We start from the raw sequence: 20,433 nt of genomic DNA on the forward strand, positions 1-20,433 counted from the left end.
ACATTATTGGCAACATTGATCGAGGGCAGATTTCTGATTATATAATACTTAATGCACGAGTATTCAGAAACCGGCTTTTTGCGAAGATACTTTGTTACAGCCGAAAATTTTGCTAAAAACCCAGTTTCTGTGGTTGCAGCGCGTCAATTTTGTATATTCTACAACGTAATTGCTCAACCCCCTTGACAAGAGAACGAGATAGACATTAGATAGAGGAATGAAAAAACTCCCTGACCTAAAACAACTATCAGACGAGGCAAAAGACGCCTTGATAGTAGAGCTATGGCAGGAAATTCAAAAACTGCGTGCAGCATTATCCACTGACGCATCAAAAACAGACTCATCCCCCACCAAAACCAGCTCAAATTCCAGCACTCCACCATCGAAAGGATTCAAGCCCAACATCAAGTCGAAGCCATCGAAAATAGAATCCGTCAAAAGACAAAAAAGCATTGGCAGAACAGGAGGGGGAAGACATCTACATCCCGAACCCGACCAAATCATTATCGCTCAAATCAAAAGTTGCCCCCAGTGTTCAGAAACAATAACTGCCACAACCCAAAAATTGCAATCCGTCTATGACAAAATTGAACTACCACCAATTCGCCCGCTCGTAACGCGCATTGAACGTTATGGCGGTCGCTGCCCCTGTTGTCAAACCGAGTATCTTGCCCCAGTACCTGCTGGAATGGAACCAGGTTCACCATTTGGCAGTTCAATTCAAAGCTTAGTCACATATCTGCGCTACACTCATGCGATCAGCTACGAACGGCTGTCGGGAATCTTGTCATCCGTTTTTGGACTCAAGATCTCAGAAGGAGCGATCGCCAACCTTTTAAGTACAGTCAAAACCAGTTTAGATGAGCAAGTAAATCAAATACTACAACGTTTGCGACAGGCAAAATTAATTTGCTCGGATGAAACCAGTGCCAGAGTAAACGGACAAAACCAATGGGAGTGGGTGTTTCAGAACCAAGATATTTGCCTGCATGTCATCCGTCCCAGTCGAGGGGCTGGAGTAATTAGTGAAGTTCTCGGGGAACATCGCCCGCAACTGTGGGTATCAGATCTTTTTAGCGCTCAAAAAAATCACCCAGCAGCACAATGGCAGGTGTGTTTAGCCCATCAACTACGGGATTGCCAATATGCGATTGATGCAGGAGACAAGATTTTTGCCCCAGCGATGAAGAGGTTATTATTAAGGGCCTTTGTCATCCATCGACGACGCGACAGGATGGACGAGACAAAGCTGGAGAGATATCGCAGCAATTTACGAGAAAGATTAACCAGAATTTTGAGTTTAGCCCCATATCAGCCGGATGGTGTCCGGTTACGAAAACGCTATGGCGAGTTGATGGATAATTTGTTTTTATTTCTGGAAGATGTGACAATTCCACCCACAAATAATTCGAGCGAACAAGCGATTCGGATGAGCGTGATATTTCGTCGCGTGACTAATTGCTTTCGTTCGGAATGGGGTAGAGATTTATTTGCAGCGGTTCGTTCAGTTGTCAATACTGGTAAAAGGCAGGGCTTAACTGCTTATCAAGCTATTCAAAAAGCCCTCTCTCTTCATGGCTCCCTTTTTTCCCCTAGTTGAGCAATTACATTTTTGGTTACGGTGGCTTAATTGTTCACTATCTCGCTACGCTGTTAGCATCGAAGCGGATGAATCATTCTGAAAAACTCTCAGCAGAACTTGCCCCAGATTTTGTGCCTCTTCTCAATGAAATTGCTTCCTTTCCTGCTGTTACCGAATCGGCAGCAACTCCAGAACCCACAGAAGAACAGCGCCTCACCTCTTCGCTACAACTTAAAGCCGAATTTGCTTCTAATATTCAACTCGATACCGACACATTAAATCTACCCTTCATTCAAGTCGCTAGCCTGAGTCTCCGACAATGCCGCACCGTTATTCGAGCGCTCAATTCCACTCTCCCACGAAGTGAGCATATTCGCCTGAAACTAAACAAAAAAGATGTGCCAGCAGATTCGTTAAAATTTCAAATTAAGAAGCACTTTGAGCATCGACCGCAGCAAGTTGTCTCCCTAATTGAGCAAATTTTGAAAGCTAGTTAAAATGCTCGGAGAATCAACGACTAAATTAGTGTTCTTTTTCAAAACAACTTATGGTAACGATTTGATAGAAAGTTTTTTTGAATGCACCCTCCTTTTCCTGACCAAGCTATTAGTTACTTTCTTCAGCGCCAAGGGGAATCAGACCCTTGCCAATCTGTTCGCTCAACTCGTTGAGACTCAATTCCCGTTCAATTGCGATCGCACGAATTTCATCCATCCTACCGACGTTACCTAGATATAAGCTACATAGCAGCATATCTGCCGGCAGCGAAGATTTTTTGTGCGGTTAATTGCAAGTCGGGAAAGATTGATGAAATAAGCCGATCGTCATTTTGAAACAACTGTTTTTGATACTCGTCATCTTGCAGCGTACAAATTGTAACTGTTGGCTGTTTGGGTTTGCCAATATATTCTCTGCCACCAATGCCCAAATAGTCAACAATCCAATACTCAGGCACTCCAAGCAGGGCGTAATCTTCAACTTTGCGAGCGTAATCGTTTTGCCAGTTGGTGCTAACGACTTCAGCAATCAGTTTAATTGAGGAACCTGATGTAATTACAGGTTCTTGTTGCCACAAAGGTTCATTAATTAGTCGAGTTTGGTCTAATACAAGCACATCGGGGCGAAAGGCTGTTGCTGTTCCTAATAGTTTGATGAGACAGCGAGGGGGGATAAGGTAGGGTAGATCCAGGCGGTCAATTTCTACATTCAGTTTTCGTCCCAGAAAACCGGATACTTGTTCGTGCGGCCCTGTTGGTTCCATTTCGGTTAATTCACCATCAATCAGTTCGTAGCAATCGCTGTCGCCGTAGTTTGTAATAAATTCATCAACAGTTATAAGGTTTGGAGGTGATTGAACCATTGTGTTTTTTCTTGATAGATTTACACGGCACAAAAGCGTAATTTTTAACAAGTTTTTACCGATAAAAACCCCGTCATTACTATCAATAAAACTTCTAGTAACGAGTTGATAGAAAATTTTTTTATCTAACCTCCCTTTCCATATCTGGCGATTAGTTACTTTTTTCACCATTGCCAAGGGGAATTAGACCCCTGCCAATCTGTTCTATCAACTCGTTGAGGCTCAATCCGCGTTCAATGGCGATCGCGCGAATTCCCTCCCATCCCACCGACGTTACCTGGATATTTCTTTGCTTCTTGGGTTCTTCATAGCGGGGTTGTCCCCCAGAGCGGTTGAGGTTGGCTAGTGAGTTGGGATGGGGGTGAATTCCTTTCCTGGGTGACATAGCGTCGATAGCATTTCCTTTTTTTTACTATTTTCGCATTTTCTGGAGGCTTCTCGACGATAACTATGTTAGTGTTGAATAGTTCAAGAAAATTCCTGCCCGCGCTGACTCCCCTACTCCGGTTGCGGTCGAGCGCGGGCGAGCCTTGCATTCAACAAACTCGCCAGGAATGCGTCAAATGCAATCAGAAGCAGACGATTGGGAGCCGCAAGCGTTAATTGTTTTGCCGGGGGGTATTGGAGGGTGTACCTCTTGTGCTGCGAAACAACTGCGAATCGACCCCGAATTTCAATCTCTCATTCCTCCCCTGAGTAAAGACGAAAAAGCTGCCCTGCAAGCGAGCATTCTGGAGGAAGGATGCCGCGACCCGTTAGTAGTCTGGGCCGAGGAAAAGCTTCTCATCGACGGCCACAACAGGTTCGCCATCTGTACCGCGTACGGCATACCCTACGAAATTGTAGAGATGTCTTTTGAGGGCCGGAATGCAGTCAAGGTCTGGACGATCGCCAACCAACTGGGACGGCGCAGCTTGACGCCAGAATCCGTTAGCTACCTGCGCGGCACCTGGTACGAGCTGACCAAGGAATCTCACGGGGGCAAGCGTTCGGCAAACTGTCATTTTGACAGTTTGACAGACAAAATATCGCCAGATAGAGCAAGCTGTCAAAATGGCAGCTTGACAGACAAAACAATGCCAGATGAGGCAAGCTGTCAAAATGGCAGCTTGACAGACAAAACAATGCCAGAAGGAGCAAGCTGTCAAAATGCCAGCTTGACAGACAAAACAGCACGAGAGTTGGGAGAACGGTTCAAAGCTTCCCCCAGAACGATTTACCGGGATGCCAAGTTTACTCGAGCTGTGGATGCTCTTAGTTCTATTGGAGGAGAAGATGTGAAGTGGAAGATTCTTAACCGCTCTGCTGGGCTGACAAAGAAGGAAGTTCTTACTTTGGCCAATGATGCTCGCAGTCGTCCGGCTCAAGTTGCCAAAACTTTACAGGGGCGATGCCGGAAAGTGGAACCTGAAAAGCAACCTGCCATCGCTCACCACCTAACGCTCAAAATTAGTTCGTTAGTAGAAGTGTATGCGCCCGATCGCCAGGACGTTAACGGTCGGTTGGGGCGCATTCAGTCAGTGGGCGAGAAAACGGCTACCGTGTGGATGCGGCACATCCCTACTCTTGCCATGAATTTGCATACCTTCAAACACTCAGCTCTCACCGTCGTGCCGCTCGAAAATCAACCGGGACTTCAAGAAATTTGCGATCGCACTGACCGACTTCACAAATTAGGAAATCTAGATCCGTTTGAAGTCGAAATTCTGAACTTGTTAGAAAGAACAACGGCTCTTACTCCCACCGAATTGCAGTATTTAGAACAGATTGAGGATAGACACAAACTTGATTGAGTACCTTGCAACTATTTTTCCTTTGGGGAACAGCAATAACTTCGGAAATTTTAGTTGATTCACTTGACAGTTCAAACACTGAGTCAATCAATTTTTGTTGAGCTGCTAATTGTTGCAGTGAATAACAAGCTATTGCTCGCACTCGCTCAGGAGACTTGCTAGCATTTTTGGCAGCAAACGGTCCCCAGAAAGCACTCAGTACAATCTTAATCTGTTCCGATATTGGGTATGTTTGACTCAAACAGTAATCCCAAACCATCTCATCGAATGGGTCATTTAGTGCAACTAAAACACCCGATATTTGCGACTGCACTTGCTTCGGATTTTGGTCAGATAACGGCTGATTGTTCAAATTGGCCATCATAGATTTCTCCTGGTAAGCTAACTTATTTACATCCCCTTCTCGATTTTAGTATTTGCCATCAAGGAACAAACTTTCGTTCTTGAGGGGAGCGAATCCACAAAGTACAAAATCCTTTTTGTGCAGGTTTACCCTCTACTGTCAGCGTCACCCCCAATCGATTTATCTCAGTTTCACACAATTTTTTGTCACCTTTTTCGCTCAACAAAGCTTGATTCCAGCTCATAAGTTGGCGAGCATATTTCCCTTCATTGCTTGTTGCCCACTGAATTGTATCCGCGTTCAGGCGAGCAAACTGACCCTCTTTGCTCAGCCCCCATTCGAGCGCTACGGCTTGTTCTAAAGTGAGCTGGCGCGGCCCTTTTGGGTCGAGTTCAGGCGGTGGAATGAACCGGGGCACAGCTAACCCGATAAAAGCGCCAATCGCCATCGCCCCTAACACTACCCCGCTCCCAAAAATCACCGACCAAATATCGTGAGCAACTTTCTCTAAAGCTGCTTGTCGCACTAGGGTGTAAACTGAGTTAGAAATGTGGCGATGTTGCACCTTAACAGCCGCTTTTCCCTGCCGTTCTAAAAACTCCCTGCTTTCTTTTTCCCAATTTTCAGTAAGCTGGCGAACTTGTTCCAGTTCTTGAGAAATAACAGCTTGAGAATCTTTCAAATCACCTTGCCATTGAGATTGCCAATTCTTGAAAAACTGGTCAATCTCTTGCGGTTTTTTTTCTAACAGCAGTTCGAGTTGACCTGTAGCCAGCAATACGATAAAAAGCGGGTCATTTTTATTGAGACCGTATCGGTAAGCTGTCTGAATGACATGAGAGCGAAATTTGGAGTCTTTGCCCTTGAGTACCTGGCTGATTAGTGACTCAGTATCTCTCTCGTACATGGGAGGGGCAGATAAAGGATCTCTGTTCAGAGCTTCTCTTTCCCTCGAATCATCGTCTATGAGTTCCCAAAACTCCTCTTCATTTAGCTTACTCCCATTTGATTTCAACTTTTCTTGTACTGCATCTTCTGGGAATGTATCTGGAGAATCGGGCAAACTTTGCGAATTTTCAGCGGATTGTATGGAATTATTTTTGGTATTATTAAGTCTTCCCTGTTCCCTTGGCGTTTCCAATATCTCGCCAAACTCTTCAGAGTCAACTTCGGAAAGTTCTTCTAAAAGTTGATCGGACATTTAACCTCCTACCTAATCAAAATCCTAATCTTTATGCTGTTCTGCATCGCGCATTCTATAGTGTGAACTCATATTTTGTCCGTCTCCTAACGAGTTCATCACCCATTGATATCGTTTCCGGCTGCATCGTCAGGTGATAAATTAGAGGGCAATTCATGAATGATTGTTACAAGTCGCCACCTATCTCGGCGCAATTTTCAGTTGTTCGATTGACAGTCAACAGCGTCGCCCTGAGCGTAGTCGAAGGGTCAACAGTCAACATCATGTCTGAGTGCAACCGGAATTGATCTGACTGTAAAATTTACAGGAATACCCGCAAATTATCGGTTTAGACACTATCTGTAGTATTAAGATGTGTTTCTGCCCACCCAGCCCGCTGGCCCAGTGGTGAAGAAGTTTTTGAAACCCTGGAAATCTCGTAGCGGGCGATCGATCAATCTTCTTCTTTTCAGAATTTAAACGCAATAAACAACGTTTATTGCTAATATCCAACGCCTGGGATAACACAACTGCGTTGATTGCACTCAGCCAGCGGGCTGGTTTCGGCACACCCTATCAGTAGAGTCTGTGCGTAAGCCTTAATTTAGATTCTTAAAAGCTTACGATACCTTTTTTACAAATTACAGCCTCCTGAGACTTTACAACCTGTTGCTTATTTTGTTACTCATTTTGTTGCTCATTTTCTATCTGCATTTCCTCATTTTTTTTTTGTTCATAGGGCGCGATGACTTCTTTTTTATTGCGATTGGGTGCGTTGTTAAACAAACCTACATCTTCTATCAGACGGAAACAGTCTTCCAGAAAAGTATGCAATCGCTGCTGACTAATCAAGAAGAATTCAGAGTGTTTCATTGCTTGAGAAAATGACAACCGCTTCGTATCAATAAACTTGCGCTCTCTTGCACTCAGAGCCGGCAAATCTACCACAGGAATTCGGTAATTATTAATGAGCTTGTTCATTTCTTTATGGCTTTGTACGTGCGACCAATCTTTGCAAACTCCAAAATTGCGGACAAAAATGTGATTGAGCTGACCTTCAAAGTAGTTGAAAGAGTCAATAAACATTTCAATGCTGTCCGTCGTGCCACCGCAAATAAACCACTTGCATACCTCAACTCCTGACTGCTCTTTAAAATCAGGAGAGGTTAAATTAGCTTCGTCAATCCATTTGTTGATAATGCTGTAAACTCGAGCTGGTAAATTGACAATCACAGGAGTTTCTACTGCTGTTTCAAAAATAATATCGATATCGAAAAACTTCTCTTCATCTTCAACTAAAGCTACGATTTTTGCATTGTGTTCAGGATAGCGCTGCTGCACGTCAGGATTTTGAAAATCACCATCAATTAACGTGTACAGCAGTTCATACTTCTGATTGAATTCAACCAGAATCCGAGTTAGCATCGACTTGCCAACGCCACCTTTCTCGCCGTCAACCAAGTGAATCATGTTAGTCATTTCATTCCTCCTTGCTGGATGTCTATTCAAGACTTAATAATTTTTAACTAAAGCTAGGCCCGACCATTGCTGGATCGAAACCAGCTAAGTTAAATGCGCTGTTTTCAAACTCAACTTCTCCCGAAAATTCCTCTGCTTCTTTTTCTTCGGGCAAACTTGCGGGATTTGAACTCTCAAGGGCAGTTAATTCCGTAGCAATAGATGCACCTGGATTCGATAAGTGAGGGAAAGTAGCTAAAGGAATTAAACCCGAAGAAATACCAGGGGCAATTGCTCCTAACTCGGTACAGTTAAATCCCGCATCTCGGCAAACTTCATCTATCTGCCTGAGCAAAAAATTAATGCTTTCTCGCCTCAAATACTCTAATTCTGTACTAGAATGACTACCGCTATTGCGTAATGCTGCTAACAGCCACCGCGCTTTGATTAGAGGTAAAATCGTTTCCTGGAAACTAAAAAAAGGATGATTTTGCAGGTAAGATAGCAAGATAGCGTCTTCGGAATCTGGCAAAACTTGACAGCGCCAGCAAAATTCCTTGTAACGTTTTCTAGGCATAATTCCTCACCTTCTTTCCAGCACCTCGGTAGGGCCCTCCCAATAAGAGAGCTGCATCTAAGTTTGCTTCTGATTCCTCTAATGAAGGTTCTGTATTGGACGACTCCTCCTCCTCACTCCATTTATTAGAATCATCTAAGCAGCTATCTTTGATACTTGAATCAGCATTTTGTTGAGCGCAAACTTCACTGTTTTGTTCAGTAATAATTTCAGTCTTTTGTGCAGTGGGTTCCTCAATTTTTTGTTCAGCGGGTTCTTCAATTTTTTGTTCAGTAATATCTTCAGTCTTTTGTTCAGTAGATTCCTCAATTTTTTGTTCAGTAGATTGCTCGGATTTAGCGTGAGTAAATTGCTCAATTTTTAATTGAGTAGGTGGCTCGGATTTTGGGTGAGTAGGTTGTTCAGATTTGGGCTTGGTAGATTGTTCAGATTTGGGCTTGATAGATTGTTCAGCACATTCTTTTACACTCTGTATATCAGTTGGAGGGAGTGGAGCATCTCCTGAAGTAGAAGTTGTATCTTCGGCCCTCTGAGAAGTTGCCGCAACAGACCTTTGCCTCAGTACCTCAAACTGAGATTTGAAGTAAGAAAATAGTCCGTAAACATCAGCTATGCGGCAACCTAAACCATCAGGATCGAGTGTTTTTGGCACTGTTATACCTGCGTGCCAAGACAGCGAATAATGAGAAAACTGATTTCGCAGTTCTGGCTTCATATATTCAGAAGTACCCCCGCAAAATACAATTTCATCTAAATCGGGCGGCAGCACTTCATTAATCCAATGAGATAGCATTCGAGCGTAGTCAAAGCGAGACAGCTTGACTGCTTCAATCAATTGGTCAACTTCTCGATCTTTCGCTGTCTCCTCTCGATTCCGAGCTATTCGGTAAAAGTAAGGGCGGTTGTAGCTAACGCCTGCTTGAGCGATTGATAAAGCCAAACGGGAAGCATCGTAGTTAGAGGTTCGCTCTTGAACTAGATCCACCAACCTTACCATTCCTAAGTCTGAAGTTTTGCCCTTACCGACAGCACCGCGTGCCGAAACTATTACCGAAGCATTGCGAAATCCTACCATAACAAAGGCAGTTACCCGCTGCTTGAAGGTTGAACCTAAATTGCTGTTGTGGATCAAAGCAATGCCGCCGCCTTCTTGCAAAGCTTGGGTTTTGTCCAGGGTGACGGATAGCTTGCCGGTGGGTGTTTCAAATGAAGCAGAGTATTGGCTTAATAGCTCAAAAAATTGCTTGGAGTCATTAAATTCGCCTGGGGGCAAGAAAACGGAGATCGCAGCGCTAAATTGATTGCCTAAATCTAACTTCCGCGACACTACCCACAAAGCTGCTAGAGCTTTGTACAAAGCGCTACTGTACTTCAGTCCCGCTAAACCGATGTGAGCATTAAATTGCGATGCTGCCAAGTAGCCAACGGCTCGGCATTCATTGCCAATTGCCACCCAAGCAATATTTTCGGGAGATGCTGATGCGAGGTTAGGTTTGGTGAAACAATTGGCTATGTCTTGGCTCACCGGCCCCACCTGCGATTCCATTACAAAGGAGCTTGCTTTACTGCCTGCTTGCGAGCTTTGGCAGAAAACTCTAGTAGATAAGCCGCCAAAATCTATAGCCAGAATTGCATCTGGTATTGAGGATTTTTTCTTCATAAACGCTGGCTTTTATTACGTTATAAAATGATAGTATTGGCTTCAGTTTAAGTCTGACCTCACCAAATCCGGTGGTTTTGGATAATTAAAATAGCCCCCTCCAAATGGCGGGGACAGAGTGCCTTTCAAGGAAAAAATCTTGGGTGGATTATCAGGGAAAGAGCTTTAGAGTTGTGAGAAACGGTGTAGGTATTGTGAGTGACATACCGAGCAGGTACGCCCAAAGTATCTTCAATAAAGTGTTTGAGTTCGGTGTCGGAGTAGCACTTCTCGAACGTACCCCACTTGGTAATTACGCCATCGCTGTAAGCAATACCCGCATGATTTGCCCGCGGGCGTGATAGCACTAACCACCAGAGTTGGGCGGGTTAAGTGGTAAGCAGAGGTCATACTAAATCAACTTAATATCAAGAGTAATTTTAAATATACCAATAATTTAAATTAAAGGGCTACCGCTAGGGTGTAAAAAAATAGGGAGTAAGCTATGCTCTACGCTTTGATTAATTCAACAGGAATCCACCGACTGGAAGTAGAAGAAAAGTTGGAACTGGCAGATTTGCAAAACCGAGTGGGCATTGCAGGTGAACCTGCGTTCATAGAATATGTCCGGAATCAATTTCCAGAACCCGCGATAGACCTAATCTGTGATGAGGAATTCTTATACAAGGAATTGCCCTTAACCTGCATTACCCGTTGCAGTATTGCACTTGGCGGTCAAGTGATTGCTACTGCCTGTACGGATGATGGTGAAACAATAGGGTTGACCGAAGTTCAGTTTCAATTAGTCGCGACAAATCTGATTATTGCAAGTAGGATCTAATCTATCATGCCTCAACTTTGCGCTTGGGGCAACTTCCTTATTTAAAATAATATAATAATAACGTCTTACTAATAGCTAATAATTGATAAAATTAATAACTAAAATAACTCAAACAAAATGGCTAGCGCAATGGGTGTAAATCACAATTAGAACAATTGCGACACATGCCCAGAAAGAAGACACAATTACCCGCATCTCAAGAACCTGTCATATCGACTGAATCTACGGCTAATACGCCCAATACGTCCTTATTGGATGTTATTTGCGCTCAATTACTCTAGCAACCTCAGAGCAGGGAATAGAAGAACTGACCGCCCTCAAAGCTCCACTAAAAGCACAATACGACACCCCCGAAACTCCTGAAACCGACTCAATTGTGCAGCAAGCGTGGCAACACATAAACCCAGACCAACGTGCTCTGATTTCCAATCGCTATGAGGCTCACCGAGGGCGCACTAAGTCATTGCATTTACTCACTGTAGAACTGGAGGACTTGGATGAAGTAATCGACAACATCGAAGGTGAAGAAATTACACCCAAATTAGAAGTAGCGGTGCAACAACTCTTAGAAAAACGGGGTAGTACCTACGAGCAATGGCTTTCCAAAGTTGATAACTACTGCGCTGCCATTACCAACCGCCACGCCCTGAGCAAACAACGTAAGGCTGAAGCAGAACGCCTGAGTAAACTCGCAGCATCGGATAGCGAATGGGTGGATTGGATGAAACAGCAACTCAAGAGCTGTCTCAAATCTCAGGGTGTCAAGAAATTAAGCCTGCACCGCATCCACTTAACCCTCTTTTGTCACTCTGGGAAAATAAAAATAATAGACAAAATTTTAACTGTAGATAGAGCGAGCATTTGAGCGTTTATTTTCTAACAGAATGGCTGAAATCAATATTTTTGGTAAAAGTCTTATGCTATAAGCATTCTAGATTATTTCTTGCCGAAAGTGACAAAAGAGGGTTAACTATCAGCAACAATGGCGGAGTTTTGCCCCTCAAACTCCCTTGTGAAGTAAATCAACTTCCTCCCCAGTTTCAACGCATTGAAGTATCGCCCGATAATTCAGTCATCCGACAAGCCTTGGAAGCCGGAGATATTGAAGCTCAGAAAGTTGCACAATTCGGAGGACGCGACACTCATTTGAGCGTTTTATAGATTGCCATTAAGCAGGAAATAATCAGTTTTTACCAAGGACTCTTTTGTGCTTCATCTTAACCTCCAAAAAAAAATAATTTTAATAAGATAGCTGTCGCTAGTGTAAAAAAAATAGTAAGTTAGAGGTACACAATGCACTGCTGTTTAGGGTTATATTGTACTCAAATGGGTTTAGATGAAGGCGGCGGAGAGTGCATCAACGAAGAAAGTTGCTACCGTTACACAGAAGCTTGGAATTTGTACGAAATAGTGCTACTCAAAGGATTCCCAGGTGCCGTGTATCTTTGCTGGCATAGCAAGGATAATGCGAACACCGAATGGACTGATGAAAAGTGGGGGTTCAAGCACCTCAACAACTGCGATTGGTTGCTGCACAGCAGCCCATCATTGAATGCCTTTGCAGAATGGCAACACGCCTATTACAAACTAAGCTCTAGAAACAACACCAAGTATGTCCGCAGTGACTTATTTGATGAGTTTGAAGCGTTGAGAAAGCAGGTAGACCCAGACTACGGGAAAAACCAAGAAACCAGCGCTCTCATTCTATTTGAATAACAGACCGCAGAAAAATGACAAGAAACATTCACCAATTCGTCAGAACGGCTTGTTTTGTGAAATGCCGTAACCCTTCCCATCACGAACGAGGCTATACCTTAAAGCATCATAAAAGCGAAGCCCTCATCCAAGTTTATTTTAACTCGTTTGAGTTGTTAGATGAAGCAGACCAAGTTTTAAGAACCCAAGGCATGAATGGGGTTAAAAGCTTGCCCCACCAATCTAAAGGCTGTTTTCTTTCTATTGAACTAAACCAGGAGTCACAACAATGCTAGGAACGCACTTTATCGAATTACCCGTACCCATGCCACCCATGTTACCGGAGATGGTGGGAGTCAGCAACAGCCAATACTTTGCCATGTACTATCAAGGAAGCAAAGCAACATGGAGCAACGGCAGAGCAATAGCTACATTCAGTTACTACGCCGTGTACGCGCCTCTAATCGAACACATAACTCTCGCAATCCACTTAGAATCTTACAACTTAGGCTCTGATGATGAATTGCCCGAACACGCAATTTTATGCGACACTGTTCGCCATAAAATGTATGTCGGCGCGTACAAAGAAATCGATTATTTCCTGTTACAGCAGCATCCCCATGAGCCGTCCCAGTTGACCGCCCAAGAGTTTGAAGAAGCCGTAAAAGCGTTGGAGGATATGAGCTTCGAGCAAATGCAGCGTTTGGGAATGTTCGAGATGTTCGGCAACACCAATCCCCAAGCGCGCCTCGCAACCGCAGAATTGGTGCAGTGGCTAGACCAACAAATCACTGAAGAATTGATACAGCAATATATCCAATTAGCTAATCGGGGTAATTGGACAGCGGTGAGGGCATTAGACACCCTCAAGCGTAGAATCTCGGAAACTAGGAAATACCACCAGCAATTAGAGAGCAACTAAATTATCTATGCCGGAGAAGTCTCGATATTACAGCCCCGGCATGGGTACAAAACACCCATAGTGTAGCAAACGCGGAGTTAGCCCATGAAGCGATTGACTTGGAGGGATAAAGCAATTTATTTAGTAATTTTCTCGATGCTTGGCAGCTTTCTAACAGTAACGAAGACCTTTAATTCTGGCTGTCACCTCGTTCGAGGCGTTTTGACTGCCTCAACAGCTCAGGTGTCGAGTTTATCCTTAGCCTTGTTTGCCCTAAGCCGATCGTTTACCAAGCGTTTGTTGCTCTGTTCGGTATACGCTGCAAAACCCAGTACCCAGAGCATCCGGTGCAATTCGGCAGGTTTCCAGCCCTCATCCTTGGCTAATTCTTGCATTTGCTCTAAAAGGGGAGCAGGCACGGAAAAATCTATGCGTACCATTTTAGGAGCATCAATGTCGGGCATTTTCAATTTCCACAATTCATATACTGCTTATCCTACAAGGATTTAGGGGCTCCTAAGTCCTTAAGGATTCTCCCTCATGCCCAATATTCGACTCTGAGGGTATACACAGGGACTCAGAAGGGTATAATGTGGAAATTCATCCAAAACCAAACCCCGCCCCCTCTGACTCGCAATCTTCTGGGGCGGGGTTTGGCACTCACAATGGAGATTTCCTCTATGTTCGCAGATTACGGGCAGCCACCGCAACCCGCCCAACCAAGCTTTGTAGAAATACCCAATCCCCGCGTTACCACCACAATGGGACGCATTGAAGTGACCGACGTTCGCTCTGAAACCGTCATGGGTCGCCTGCTCGATGACCGAGATAATTTGATCCAGGAAGACGGAAATCCAGTTTACATCTGCGTTCGGAAAGCAGAGATTTTGTGTGCCACCGAACGAGCCAACATGATGAGTTGGTGGCAACTGGAGGAACAAGCGCTGACTCCGTACACAGCACTCAGAAAATATTCCCTGGAATCCTTAATCAACCGATTGGACGGACTCAAATTGGATGAACTCTACGCTTTACGAACCTTGGTTTGTTTGGAGAGCGATCCATTTCAAGCGTATTCGGGTAGTGTCAACAGCGATTTATCCCATTTGCAGCTTTGGTTTCCTACAGTGCGAGTTCTTGAGCGTGTCGAACAAAACCAACTAGCAAGCGCCCTGTGCTGGCGAATAGCGAGCGAATCCAACGCACCGACAGCACCTACACCGGGCGACGGGAGGAACGATTAATTATTGAGTTGATAGAAGATGGCATCTAAAAATTCTCTTTTAGTCACGTTAGTGGGTTGAGTTTTTTTTGATGCGCCACTTGTCCAACCTAGAACTAATCACGCCACCCAGAATATCTGGAACATCTTCCACGCGACTAATCCCCTAGAACGAGTAGGAGGCTCAAATGATGACAACAAACTTTGATATTAGGCTGGCAAGGACACCAAGTTTCAGGCCACAATTCGTTTATTCGCAAAATCTGGATTTTGTGCCTAGTCCAGACGATACTTTACCGTCGATTATCAGGGGTGCCAATAGTTTGCCAGCTCAATCTGATGGCTGTGAACGGGTAAGGGTAATGGTTTTTGGATCGAGCTACGGGGTTACTTACACGATTCGCTGGCTTTACAGGCTACAGTTCGCTCATATCAGCGAGTGGAGTTTCCTTATGCCTGCTCCAAGTGAGGGTGAATTTATGAGCATTGTTACTAAGCGAATCCCCTTGAATCCAACTAACTAATTGGCATCAAACTTGGTAATAACTTAGTAACAACTTCTTCGGCGACGCTGGCGATAGTTTTATCTGTATCAAAAGCGATCGCCAGTTTCTTCTATCAGACACGAGTGAGGCATGACTATGACCAACGGCAACGGGCCTAACGGTGATACGCCCCAACCCGATCCAATACAACAGTTAACGGAATATGTTGAATCTGTAGAGATTTCTCTGGAAATCCAGGAAGATAAAACAGATGCTATTGAAGATCAGGTGGCAAGTCTTACCGAACAGCTAACCGAGTTGAAACAACAAGTGAAACAGATGTATGGAGATGAAGACGACTGGCAACGGATGTCAAAGACTTGACGGACTTATCGCACGCCGTCAGGCTAAAAACCGATTGCAACGGTCAAAGCTAGAGCGAACCAAGCGCTTGCGAGATGAAGCTGCTTTGAGTAGACCTTTTAGAAAGTCCCCTTTGCTTGACTTCGTTGATGATTTGGTACACCGTCCCCCGAACCAAGAGCAGATGCGCCAGCTTAAGGAATTGCTCTTAGAAGAACAGAAGGCGATCGCTCAACTGATTGCCCTAATTGACCAACACCTAGATTGATTTACTTCCCTGATTGAAGCCGAGGTGATTCTTCAAAGATGTTATGAGGCGGTCAATAGACACGCCTCTTCATCTTTTTAAGGGCGCGAACCTGAAAGTTATCAAATATTATAAAGATTATCAGTATTTTCCCCTCAATGGAAACCACCGAGCTCTCTTGAGATTGCCTAGCCGCTCTCAAATTAATGAAGCGGATGGCAGCGGATTCGGCTCAAATCAATTGTCCCGTCCCTATTCCTCAAAAGAAGCGATGAGCTCCCAATCAATACCATCATCAGGGAACAGAGATAACTGCCCAGGTGATACGTTAGACTGACCCCTATTGTGGTACGAAAGATGGCACGCAGTACACAGGGCGACTAAGTTTTCGAGACGATTGTCCTCTGGTATCCGATTGCGGTGGTGCACCGTCAAAGTCAAAGCACACCGTTCGGATTTAGTTAAACCGCTTTGTTTACCGGGTCTGAGGCACTGTTGGCGGCACTTAGCGCAGCGCCACCCCGCATTTTCCTTGATTGATAGCGCAATCTCAGACCAATTATCGGGATACCTCTTTGGTTTAGGCATAATAATTGTAAACGCTCATCTCTCTCTAGTATGGCGAGATATTTTGTTGCCATTACTCAGAATACCGCCTCATCTAGGTCTAAAAGATATCGCATTCGGGGAGGCAAGGGCAGGACAGGGCGGGTTGGGGTTTGGGTTTGGGTTTTTAGTAATGTTAGGGGTGAGGAAGTTCACAGCCTGAGTGCTGCTCACGGCATCTCTTAATCAGGAGGCAAAGGAAATGGATCAGGCAACTTTAAGGCAAATGGCGATGGCTACGTTTTCACAAGTTGGCATTCAATTGGATGAAGCTAACGTCAAGGCGGAGATTGACGATAACTGGTTTCTTGGTGGTCTTGAGCCAACCAATCAACTTTACTTTGTGCATTTGCTAGTTGACGGACAAGGGCGGGAAGAACCGGGGCGACATGGTTGGGTAGAGTTCAATTGGAAAGGAGAGGTGCTCCCGTTGGGAGCTGCTGGAACAGGATGAATATGGTAAGCAAGAAATTGCCAGCAGCAATGATGGGATTGAGTACAGTCGCATGAATCCCCCTATCCGTAAGCCCATGCCCATTCGCTATCGGCCGCTCTTACCCCCTGCCAGCACCACATTATAAGTATGGTAGTTAGTGCATATCGCCATGCCCCAGCGAGTCTCCATCAGCCACCATTTCTGAGAGAAATGTCAGGGGATTGCTCATATCAGCAGCGAAACCAAGGATGGCGCGATCTCGATGTTCGTAGATTAAATCTCCCCGAGCATTAAACAAGAAAGTTGCGCCTCGTTGAGTGAGATAAGCAGCATTTGGAACATAGGTTTTCCAATTACTCAGCACTTCTCCCATATTACGCAGCCGCAAAGTTGCCAATTCAAATGGACGCTGGAAACCTTTGCCACCTGCCCACCGGAAAGTGGAGCCTCTGAGGGGTGGAAGAGGGAAAGCCTGAATAATTTCATCATCACCAATTAATTGAGGTGCTCTTGCGTCGCCTCGATATCCTCTCCATACTTCTGCCAGAGTGCCAGGGCTACCAATCCCGGAACACATGAACAATAGATTGAGGTAAGCATTCATAGCAGCCGATAAACCGGGTAGTTTTAACGATAAACCTGGATACAGGTCAAGTTTGTGGTGCAGTTGGGCACTGGGATCTACAAACAAACAGTCGGCAGGAAATCCTGTATAGCCACAGAATCGCTGACCCGATGAGCGTGAGCCAATTCCCACAGCTCGGATTGCTATCCCTTGTGTTTCCAGCCGTTGAGCGTCCCGCTGCAACCACCAAGCATATTCAAGGCTGTCGAAATCTCCCAATTGTGGCAAGAACAGCACCAATTGCCTCATAGAGGAATCGCAACCGTTCAAGATGGGTAAAACGGCTCCATCACTCACCCGTTGGCGTGAGGTTTGGCTCAAGAGGGTATGGATATTCATCGGCTAATTATCGATTAAGGAATTGGGAAAGTAGAAAATAATCAGTTGTTGGACAGATGGTTTACTCACATCAAATCGGGCGACTACTTTCGGAATTGATGTATCACCTGGTTGAGATGCTTTAACTATTGCGCTTGAGCTGGCAGGGTATGTCTAGCTGTGCTACTTTACCACAGATAAGCTGATGCTGTCGGGCGATCGCCAATCCTCTGTAACGAGAGCAGACTCAATGAAATTGGTGCCGACAAGCGTGAAATATTTTGACAGACTAACTGGAATCAGCGCGGGTTCAGGGCATCTGTAGGTAACTTTTCGCTTGGCTTTCCTACATAAAGAATACCGAGAGCAAATATAGCTCCCGGTATCAACTTTTCCAGTTCCGTTGTTGTTAAGTAAATCCAATCAGGCTCAATGAAAGGAAAATTTGCCTCACTCGATTAAGCACAGCAGATCGTTATTGGTTAGCCTGTTCCAAAGCGGGATTTGTTGAAGCTCCAGCAATTTCGGCTAAGTTAATCTTGACGACTTTATTGCGAGCTTCAGTCACTTTGGGCAGAGTTAGCGTTAGAATGCCATCTTTGCATTCAGCTTGCACAGAGTCGTTTTGAATGTGTGCGGGCAAGGGAAGCACCCGGTGGAATTTGCCATAGCGGAATTCAGAGCGCACGTAGCCAGATTTCTCGTCTGTGTTTTCGTAGCGGCGTTCGCCAGAGATAGAAATTGCTTCGCGGGTGACTTGAACGTCAATGTCTTTGGGGTCAATTCCAGGCAGTTGCGCTTTTAATACGAAGTTGTCCCCAGCATCAGCCAATTCTAGAGCGGGCATCCAAGCGGCTTCTGAGTTATCTCTCGTTGTTACCAGTTGGTCAAAAACTTTATCGAGTTGCTGACGGATGGTTTCAATTTCCGTGAAGGGTTGCCAAGAGCGCATCAACATAATGTGTCACCTCAAAGATTGGTAATGCTTTATGAGTTTGTTTGGGTTGAAGCTCATTGCTTACAGTTATTATGATGCCGTTTTCTAAGTAGGAGCAACAGTCAGGAAAACCCCACTGTGTTAGTCGTATTTGCCAGAATGAACGCGGAAGAATCAGAGTAATTCGCAGTGAAGAAAACCGTACAAAGCTATTCCTAGAAACCGAAAATGCTCTGGCAACCACGTGATGAGCTTGCCGAGCGAACTCTGCACGGTGTAAGCGTCGGGGGAAGGATCGGCCGTGTTAACCGTACCAAAAACGCGGTGCGGGTGATGTAGCAGGGTAAGGACGTACACAGCGGGCGTGAGCTGCTTTCCCATAGCATCGCTGTATGAGTGCGATCGGATAATCCCAGTCTTAAAAACAAAGTTTTGATATAGCTAGCTGCGGGAGTGGGAGTCCCACATTAACGCCTCCACAAGCGGGGTGTTACCCACAGCTAGCTAACAAATCCTCCCAAGCAGTAATTCATTCACAGCCAAGACACCTTCATTGTCTAACGACCCAATGTCACCTGCTTGAGAAAGGCTAGTAAGGTGTTATGGAACAACAGAAAGTAATAGATACCGGAAGCAGCTAAGCCCCCTGAAAGCATTACTGGATCTCGCCGAAACTTGGCTATACCAATGAAAACACCAAGTCCAAGTGACACAACCATAGCGGTTTGACGGTCGAACATGAGAAAAAAGACTCCTTTTTCTGAATATGTTGCAATCCAGCATAGGTGCTCTGCCCAAGCGTCAGAGGCAATGCGATCCAGATTTGAAGTTTTATTAAGCTTTGCGGTAAATGCCGCCTGCCTTATCCGTGCAAAGCAATTCCCCTTTGTGCCATGCCCAGCCGTGCAAATTGCGGCTAGCTGACACTCCTAAACTCAGTGCTTCCCACGACGATTTGTTGTAGGCAACCAATTGCTTGCTCAGCAATGGGTCATTTCCTGCCTCAATTTGGCACGTCCACAGAACCATCCCAATCCAAGAAAAACCAACTTTGTGCCAAACTAAGTTTGTTTTTAATCTCTGCTTTTCTACCTCCTTAAGTTCTGGGTAAGTGCCATCCAACTCGGCTCGATCCAGAAGTTGAGTGTACTGTTTACCTAGTTGCCTCCACTTTTTCATCGGAACCTCATAGTAGGGTTCCAGACATACAGAGAAAGAACTGTCCGCATCTTCTTTTAAAGTTTCCGCAAATAAATCATAGGCTGATTGAAATGGATATTGTCTCAGGCTAGCTTGGTGAAAAAATTTGTACCAAAAATGGGCTAATGGCTTGGGAAAATGCTCCACATAACCCGTCCAGATTTGGAGAAGTGCGTGGCGTCTTTTGACATATTTTTCAGCAACTTGGCAAAGCTCCCACCGAGCTTTGTACTCATTAAGGGAGCAGTACATTAACTCAGCTTTTAGTTGAGAAATCTCTTGCCGTTTTACAGCTTCCTCAACTGGGTAATAGTCCTTAACAAGCCACTTAGATTTCCAGCACTCAGCCAAAAGAATCTGGGTTTGTCTTGCTTTGTGCCATTCCTCTATCTGAGCTGGTGTCTTAGCTTGCTGTAGGAGGCGTGAGCTGGGCAAGCTAGCTATAAGTTGGGCAATTTGCTCATCTATTTCAGGGGTTTTTCGATTCATTGGTAATTCGGGATAAAGTGGAGGACTTCGGACGGTACAGACTAGGGGGGGGATTGCTCCCCGAGCGAGGAGACAGCCATCGCATTCGGGAAGTTTGGGCATGATGGGGCGGGTTGGAGGTTTGGTTGGGTTTGTC

At 45.0% G+C, this 20,433-nt stretch carries 24 protein-coding genes; 12 read left to right on the forward strand and 12 right to left on the reverse strand.

Annotated features, from left to right (window positions below):
- Window positions 1-217: 217 nt before the first annotated feature.
- Window positions 218-1,600: an IS66 family transposase gene (tnpC, locus tag AACV78_RS27045; protein WP_194013151.1), complete on the forward strand. Its 1,383-nt coding sequence runs from the start codon at window positions 218-220 to the stop codon at window positions 1,598-1,600.
- The gene (locus AACV78_RS27050) at window positions 1,597-2,079 is read left to right on the forward strand and encodes a hypothetical protein (RefSeq protein ID WP_194012323.1); all 483 of its coding nucleotides are present in this window, start codon (window positions 1,597-1,599) and stop codon (window positions 2,077-2,079) included. The genes tnpC and AACV78_RS27050 overlap by 4 nt, the downstream gene beginning before the upstream one ends.
- Window positions 2,080-2,321: 242 nt before the next feature.
- On the opposite strand, the gene AACV78_RS27055 is transcribed toward AACV78_RS27050, so the two are convergent.
- Both AACV78_RS27055 and AACV78_RS27060 read right to left on the reverse strand, forming a co-directional pair.
- Complete coding sequence (locus AACV78_RS27055; protein ID WP_194012321.1) at window positions 2,322-2,942, reverse strand: Uma2 family endonuclease; 621 nt, start codon at window positions 2,940-2,942, stop codon at window positions 2,322-2,324.
- Between the two features lie 151 nt (window positions 2,943-3,093).
- On the reverse strand, window positions 3,094-3,327 hold the full coding sequence (locus AACV78_RS27060; protein ID WP_194012320.1) for a hypothetical protein: 234 nt from the start codon (window positions 3,325-3,327) through the stop codon (window positions 3,094-3,096).
- Between the two features lie 178 nt (window positions 3,328-3,505).
- On the opposite strand from AACV78_RS27060, the gene AACV78_RS27065 reads away from it, so the two are divergent.
- Entirely contained in the window at window positions 3,506-4,735 is a 1,230-nt protein-coding gene (locus tag AACV78_RS27065; RefSeq protein WP_228042020.1) for a ParB N-terminal domain-containing protein, read from the forward strand.
- A 422-nt stretch (window positions 4,736-5,157) separates the two neighbouring features.
- Here the strand turns inward: AACV78_RS27065 and AACV78_RS27070 are convergent, their stop codons facing one another.
- The 5 genes from AACV78_RS27070 to AACV78_RS27090 form a co-directional block, all read right to left on the reverse strand.
- Entirely contained in the window at window positions 5,158-6,279 is a 1,122-nt protein-coding gene (locus AACV78_RS27070) for a DUF6753 family protein (RefSeq protein ID WP_228042021.1), read from the reverse strand.
- A 660-nt stretch (window positions 6,280-6,939) separates the two neighbouring features.
- Complete coding sequence (locus AACV78_RS27075; RefSeq protein WP_194012319.1) at window positions 6,940-7,737, reverse strand: P-loop NTPase family protein; 798 nt, start codon at window positions 7,735-7,737, stop codon at window positions 6,940-6,942.
- Window positions 7,738-7,780: 43 nt separating this feature from the next.
- Window positions 7,781-8,293 carry a hypothetical protein gene (locus tag AACV78_RS27080; protein ID WP_194012318.1) on the reverse strand — a complete coding sequence of 171 codons (513 nt, stop codon included), beginning with the start codon at window positions 8,291-8,293 and terminating at the stop codon, window positions 7,781-7,783.
- Window positions 8,286-9,953, reverse strand: coding sequence for a ParM/StbA family protein (locus AACV78_RS27085; protein WP_194012317.1), 1,668 nt, complete (start codon window positions 9,951-9,953; stop codon window positions 8,286-8,288). Before AACV78_RS27085 ends, AACV78_RS27080 begins: the two co-directional genes overlap by 8 nt.
- Before the next feature lie 125 nt (window positions 9,954-10,078).
- Window positions 10,079-10,300 carry a hypothetical protein gene (locus tag AACV78_RS27090; RefSeq protein ID WP_194012316.1) on the reverse strand — a complete coding sequence of 74 codons (222 nt, stop codon included), beginning with the start codon at window positions 10,298-10,300 and terminating at the stop codon, window positions 10,079-10,081.
- Between the two features lie 137 nt (window positions 10,301-10,437).
- On the opposite strand from AACV78_RS27090, the gene AACV78_RS27095 reads away from it, so the two are divergent.
- The 5 genes from AACV78_RS27095 (at window position 10,438) to AACV78_RS27115 (ending at window position 13,390) form a co-directional block, all read left to right on the forward strand.
- Window positions 10,438-10,773, forward strand: a complete 336-nt coding sequence (locus tag AACV78_RS27095; protein ID WP_194012315.1) for a DUF3846 domain-containing protein — start codon at window positions 10,438-10,440, stop codon at window positions 10,771-10,773.
- A gap of 262 nt (window positions 10,774-11,035) precedes the next feature.
- Window positions 11,036-11,638 carry a siphovirus Gp157 family protein gene (locus AACV78_RS27100; RefSeq protein WP_194012314.1) on the forward strand — a complete coding sequence of 201 codons (603 nt, stop codon included), beginning with the start codon at window positions 11,036-11,038 and terminating at the stop codon, window positions 11,636-11,638.
- A 38-nt stretch (window positions 11,639-11,676) separates the two neighbouring features.
- Complete coding sequence (locus tag AACV78_RS27105) at window positions 11,677-11,934, forward strand: hypothetical protein (protein ID WP_194012313.1); 258 nt, start codon at window positions 11,677-11,679, stop codon at window positions 11,932-11,934.
- Window positions 11,935-12,099: 165 nt separating this feature from the next.
- Complete coding sequence (locus AACV78_RS27110) at window positions 12,100-12,489, forward strand: hypothetical protein (protein WP_194012312.1); 390 nt, start codon at window positions 12,100-12,102, stop codon at window positions 12,487-12,489.
- A gap of 268 nt (window positions 12,490-12,757) precedes the next feature.
- A complete protein-coding gene (locus AACV78_RS27115; protein ID WP_194012311.1) occupies window positions 12,758-13,390 on the forward strand; it encodes a hypothetical protein in 633 nt (210 codons plus the stop codon).
- Between the two features lie 218 nt (window positions 13,391-13,608).
- Here AACV78_RS27115 and AACV78_RS27120 read toward each other — a convergent pair whose 3' ends face one another.
- Window positions 13,609-13,833: a hypothetical protein gene (locus AACV78_RS27120; RefSeq protein ID WP_041623929.1), complete on the reverse strand. Its 225-nt coding sequence runs from the start codon at window positions 13,831-13,833 to the stop codon at window positions 13,609-13,611.
- A gap of 126 nt (window positions 13,834-13,959) precedes the next feature.
- Here AACV78_RS27120 and AACV78_RS27125 point away from each other — a divergent pair, with 126 nt between their 5' ends.
- The 4 genes from AACV78_RS27125 to AACV78_RS27140 all read left to right on the forward strand — a co-directional run bounded on the left by AACV78_RS27125 (window position 13,960) and on the right by AACV78_RS27140 (window position 16,746).
- The gene (locus AACV78_RS27125; protein WP_228042022.1) at window positions 13,960-14,613 is read left to right on the forward strand and encodes a hypothetical protein; all 654 of its coding nucleotides are present in this window, start codon (window positions 13,960-13,962) and stop codon (window positions 14,611-14,613) included.
- 613 nt (window positions 14,614-15,226) lie between these two features.
- The gene (locus AACV78_RS27130) at window positions 15,227-15,460 is read left to right on the forward strand and encodes a hypothetical protein (RefSeq protein WP_228042023.1); all 234 of its coding nucleotides are present in this window, start codon (window positions 15,227-15,229) and stop codon (window positions 15,458-15,460) included.
- Window positions 15,426-15,707 carry a hypothetical protein gene (locus AACV78_RS27135; RefSeq protein WP_228042024.1) on the forward strand — a complete coding sequence of 94 codons (282 nt, stop codon included), beginning with the start codon at window positions 15,426-15,428 and terminating at the stop codon, window positions 15,705-15,707. Before AACV78_RS27130 ends, AACV78_RS27135 begins: the two co-directional genes overlap by 35 nt.
- A 787-nt stretch (window positions 15,708-16,494) precedes the next feature.
- Complete coding sequence (locus tag AACV78_RS27140) at window positions 16,495-16,746, forward strand: hypothetical protein (protein ID WP_194008299.1); 252 nt, start codon at window positions 16,495-16,497, stop codon at window positions 16,744-16,746.
- Between the two features lie 136 nt (window positions 16,747-16,882).
- On the opposite strand, the gene AACV78_RS27145 is transcribed toward AACV78_RS27140, so the two are convergent.
- The 4 genes from AACV78_RS27145 to AACV78_RS27160 form a co-directional block, all read right to left on the reverse strand.
- On the reverse strand, window positions 16,883-17,692 hold the full coding sequence (locus AACV78_RS27145; RefSeq protein ID WP_194008298.1) for a peroxiredoxin-like family protein: 810 nt from the start codon (window positions 17,690-17,692) through the stop codon (window positions 16,883-16,885).
- A gap of 454 nt (window positions 17,693-18,146) precedes the next feature.
- Window positions 18,147-18,629: an Hsp20/alpha crystallin family protein gene (locus AACV78_RS27150; protein WP_194008297.1), complete on the reverse strand. Its 483-nt coding sequence runs from the start codon at window positions 18,627-18,629 to the stop codon at window positions 18,147-18,149.
- 153 nt (window positions 18,630-18,782) lie between these two features.
- Window positions 18,783-18,989, reverse strand: coding sequence for a hypothetical protein (locus tag AACV78_RS27155; RefSeq protein ID WP_194008296.1), 207 nt, complete (start codon window positions 18,987-18,989; stop codon window positions 18,783-18,785).
- Window positions 18,990-19,442: 453 nt separating this feature from the next.
- Complete coding sequence (locus AACV78_RS27160; RefSeq protein WP_194008295.1) at window positions 19,443-20,297, reverse strand: hypothetical protein; 855 nt, start codon at window positions 20,295-20,297, stop codon at window positions 19,443-19,445.
- Window positions 20,298-20,433 lie beyond the last annotated feature (136 nt).

The sequence above is a fragment of the Tychonema sp. LEGE 07196 genome (assembly GCF_963890365.1).
Lineage (GTDB): Bacteria > Cyanobacteriota > Cyanobacteriia > Cyanobacteriales > Microcoleaceae > Microcoleus.

What these genes read in the sequence shown, in the direction of transcription:
- AACV78_RS27055 (WP_194012321.1), bottom strand. Translation starts at nt 2,942, where the DNA reads ATGGTTCAATCACCTCCAAACCTTATAACTGTTGATGAATTTATTACA.
- AACV78_RS27070 (WP_228042021.1), bottom strand. Translation starts at nt 6,279, where the DNA reads ATGTCCGATCAACTTTTAGAAGAACTTTCCGAAGTTGACTCTGAAGAG.
- tnpC (WP_194013151.1), top strand. Translation starts at nt 218, where the DNA reads ATGAAAAAACTCCCTGACCTAAAACAACTATCAGACGAGGCAAAAGAC.
- AACV78_RS27150 (WP_194008297.1), bottom strand. Translation starts at nt 18,629, where the DNA reads ATGTTGATGCGCTCTTGGCAACCCTTCACGGAAATTGAAACCATCCGT.
- AACV78_RS27145 (WP_194008298.1), bottom strand. Translation starts at nt 17,692, where the DNA reads ATGAATATCCATACCCTCTTGAGCCAAACCTCACGCCAACGGGTGAGT.
- AACV78_RS27120 (WP_041623929.1), bottom strand. Translation starts at nt 13,833, where the DNA reads ATGCCCGACATTGATGCTCCTAAAATGGTACGCATAGATTTTTCCGTG.
- AACV78_RS27125 (WP_228042022.1), top strand. Translation starts at nt 13,960, where the DNA reads ATGTGGAAATTCATCCAAAACCAAACCCCGCCCCCTCTGACTCGCAAT.
- AACV78_RS27085 (WP_194012317.1), bottom strand. Translation starts at nt 9,953, where the DNA reads ATGAAGAAAAAATCCTCAATACCAGATGCAATTCTGGCTATAGATTTT.
- AACV78_RS27155 (WP_194008296.1), bottom strand. Translation starts at nt 18,989, where the DNA reads ATGGGAAAGCAGCTCACGCCCGCTGTGTACGTCCTTACCCTGCTACAT.
- AACV78_RS27060 (WP_194012320.1), bottom strand. Translation starts at nt 3,327, where the DNA reads ATGTCACCCAGGAAAGGAATTCACCCCCATCCCAACTCACTAGCCAAC.
- AACV78_RS27075 (WP_194012319.1), bottom strand. Translation starts at nt 7,737, where the DNA reads ATGACTAACATGATTCACTTGGTTGACGGCGAGAAAGGTGGCGTTGGC.
- AACV78_RS27160 (WP_194008295.1), bottom strand. Translation starts at nt 20,297, where the DNA reads ATGAATCGAAAAACCCCTGAAATAGATGAGCAAATTGCCCAACTTATA.
- AACV78_RS27110 (WP_194012312.1), top strand. Translation starts at nt 12,100, where the DNA reads ATGGGTTTAGATGAAGGCGGCGGAGAGTGCATCAACGAAGAAAGTTGC.
- AACV78_RS27135 (WP_228042024.1), top strand. Translation starts at nt 15,426, where the DNA reads ATGAAGACGACTGGCAACGGATGTCAAAGACTTGACGGACTTATCGCA.
- AACV78_RS27140 (WP_194008299.1), top strand. Translation starts at nt 16,495, where the DNA reads ATGGATCAGGCAACTTTAAGGCAAATGGCGATGGCTACGTTTTCACAA.
- AACV78_RS27080 (WP_194012318.1), bottom strand. Translation starts at nt 8,293, where the DNA reads ATGCCTAGAAAACGTTACAAGGAATTTTGCTGGCGCTGTCAAGTTTTG.
- AACV78_RS27065 (WP_228042020.1), top strand. Translation starts at nt 3,506, where the DNA reads ATGCAATCAGAAGCAGACGATTGGGAGCCGCAAGCGTTAATTGTTTTG.
- AACV78_RS27095 (WP_194012315.1), top strand. Translation starts at nt 10,438, where the DNA reads ATGCTCTACGCTTTGATTAATTCAACAGGAATCCACCGACTGGAAGTA.
- AACV78_RS27130 (WP_228042023.1), top strand. Translation starts at nt 15,227, where the DNA reads ATGACTATGACCAACGGCAACGGGCCTAACGGTGATACGCCCCAACCC.
- AACV78_RS27115 (WP_194012311.1), top strand. Translation starts at nt 12,758, where the DNA reads ATGCTAGGAACGCACTTTATCGAATTACCCGTACCCATGCCACCCATG.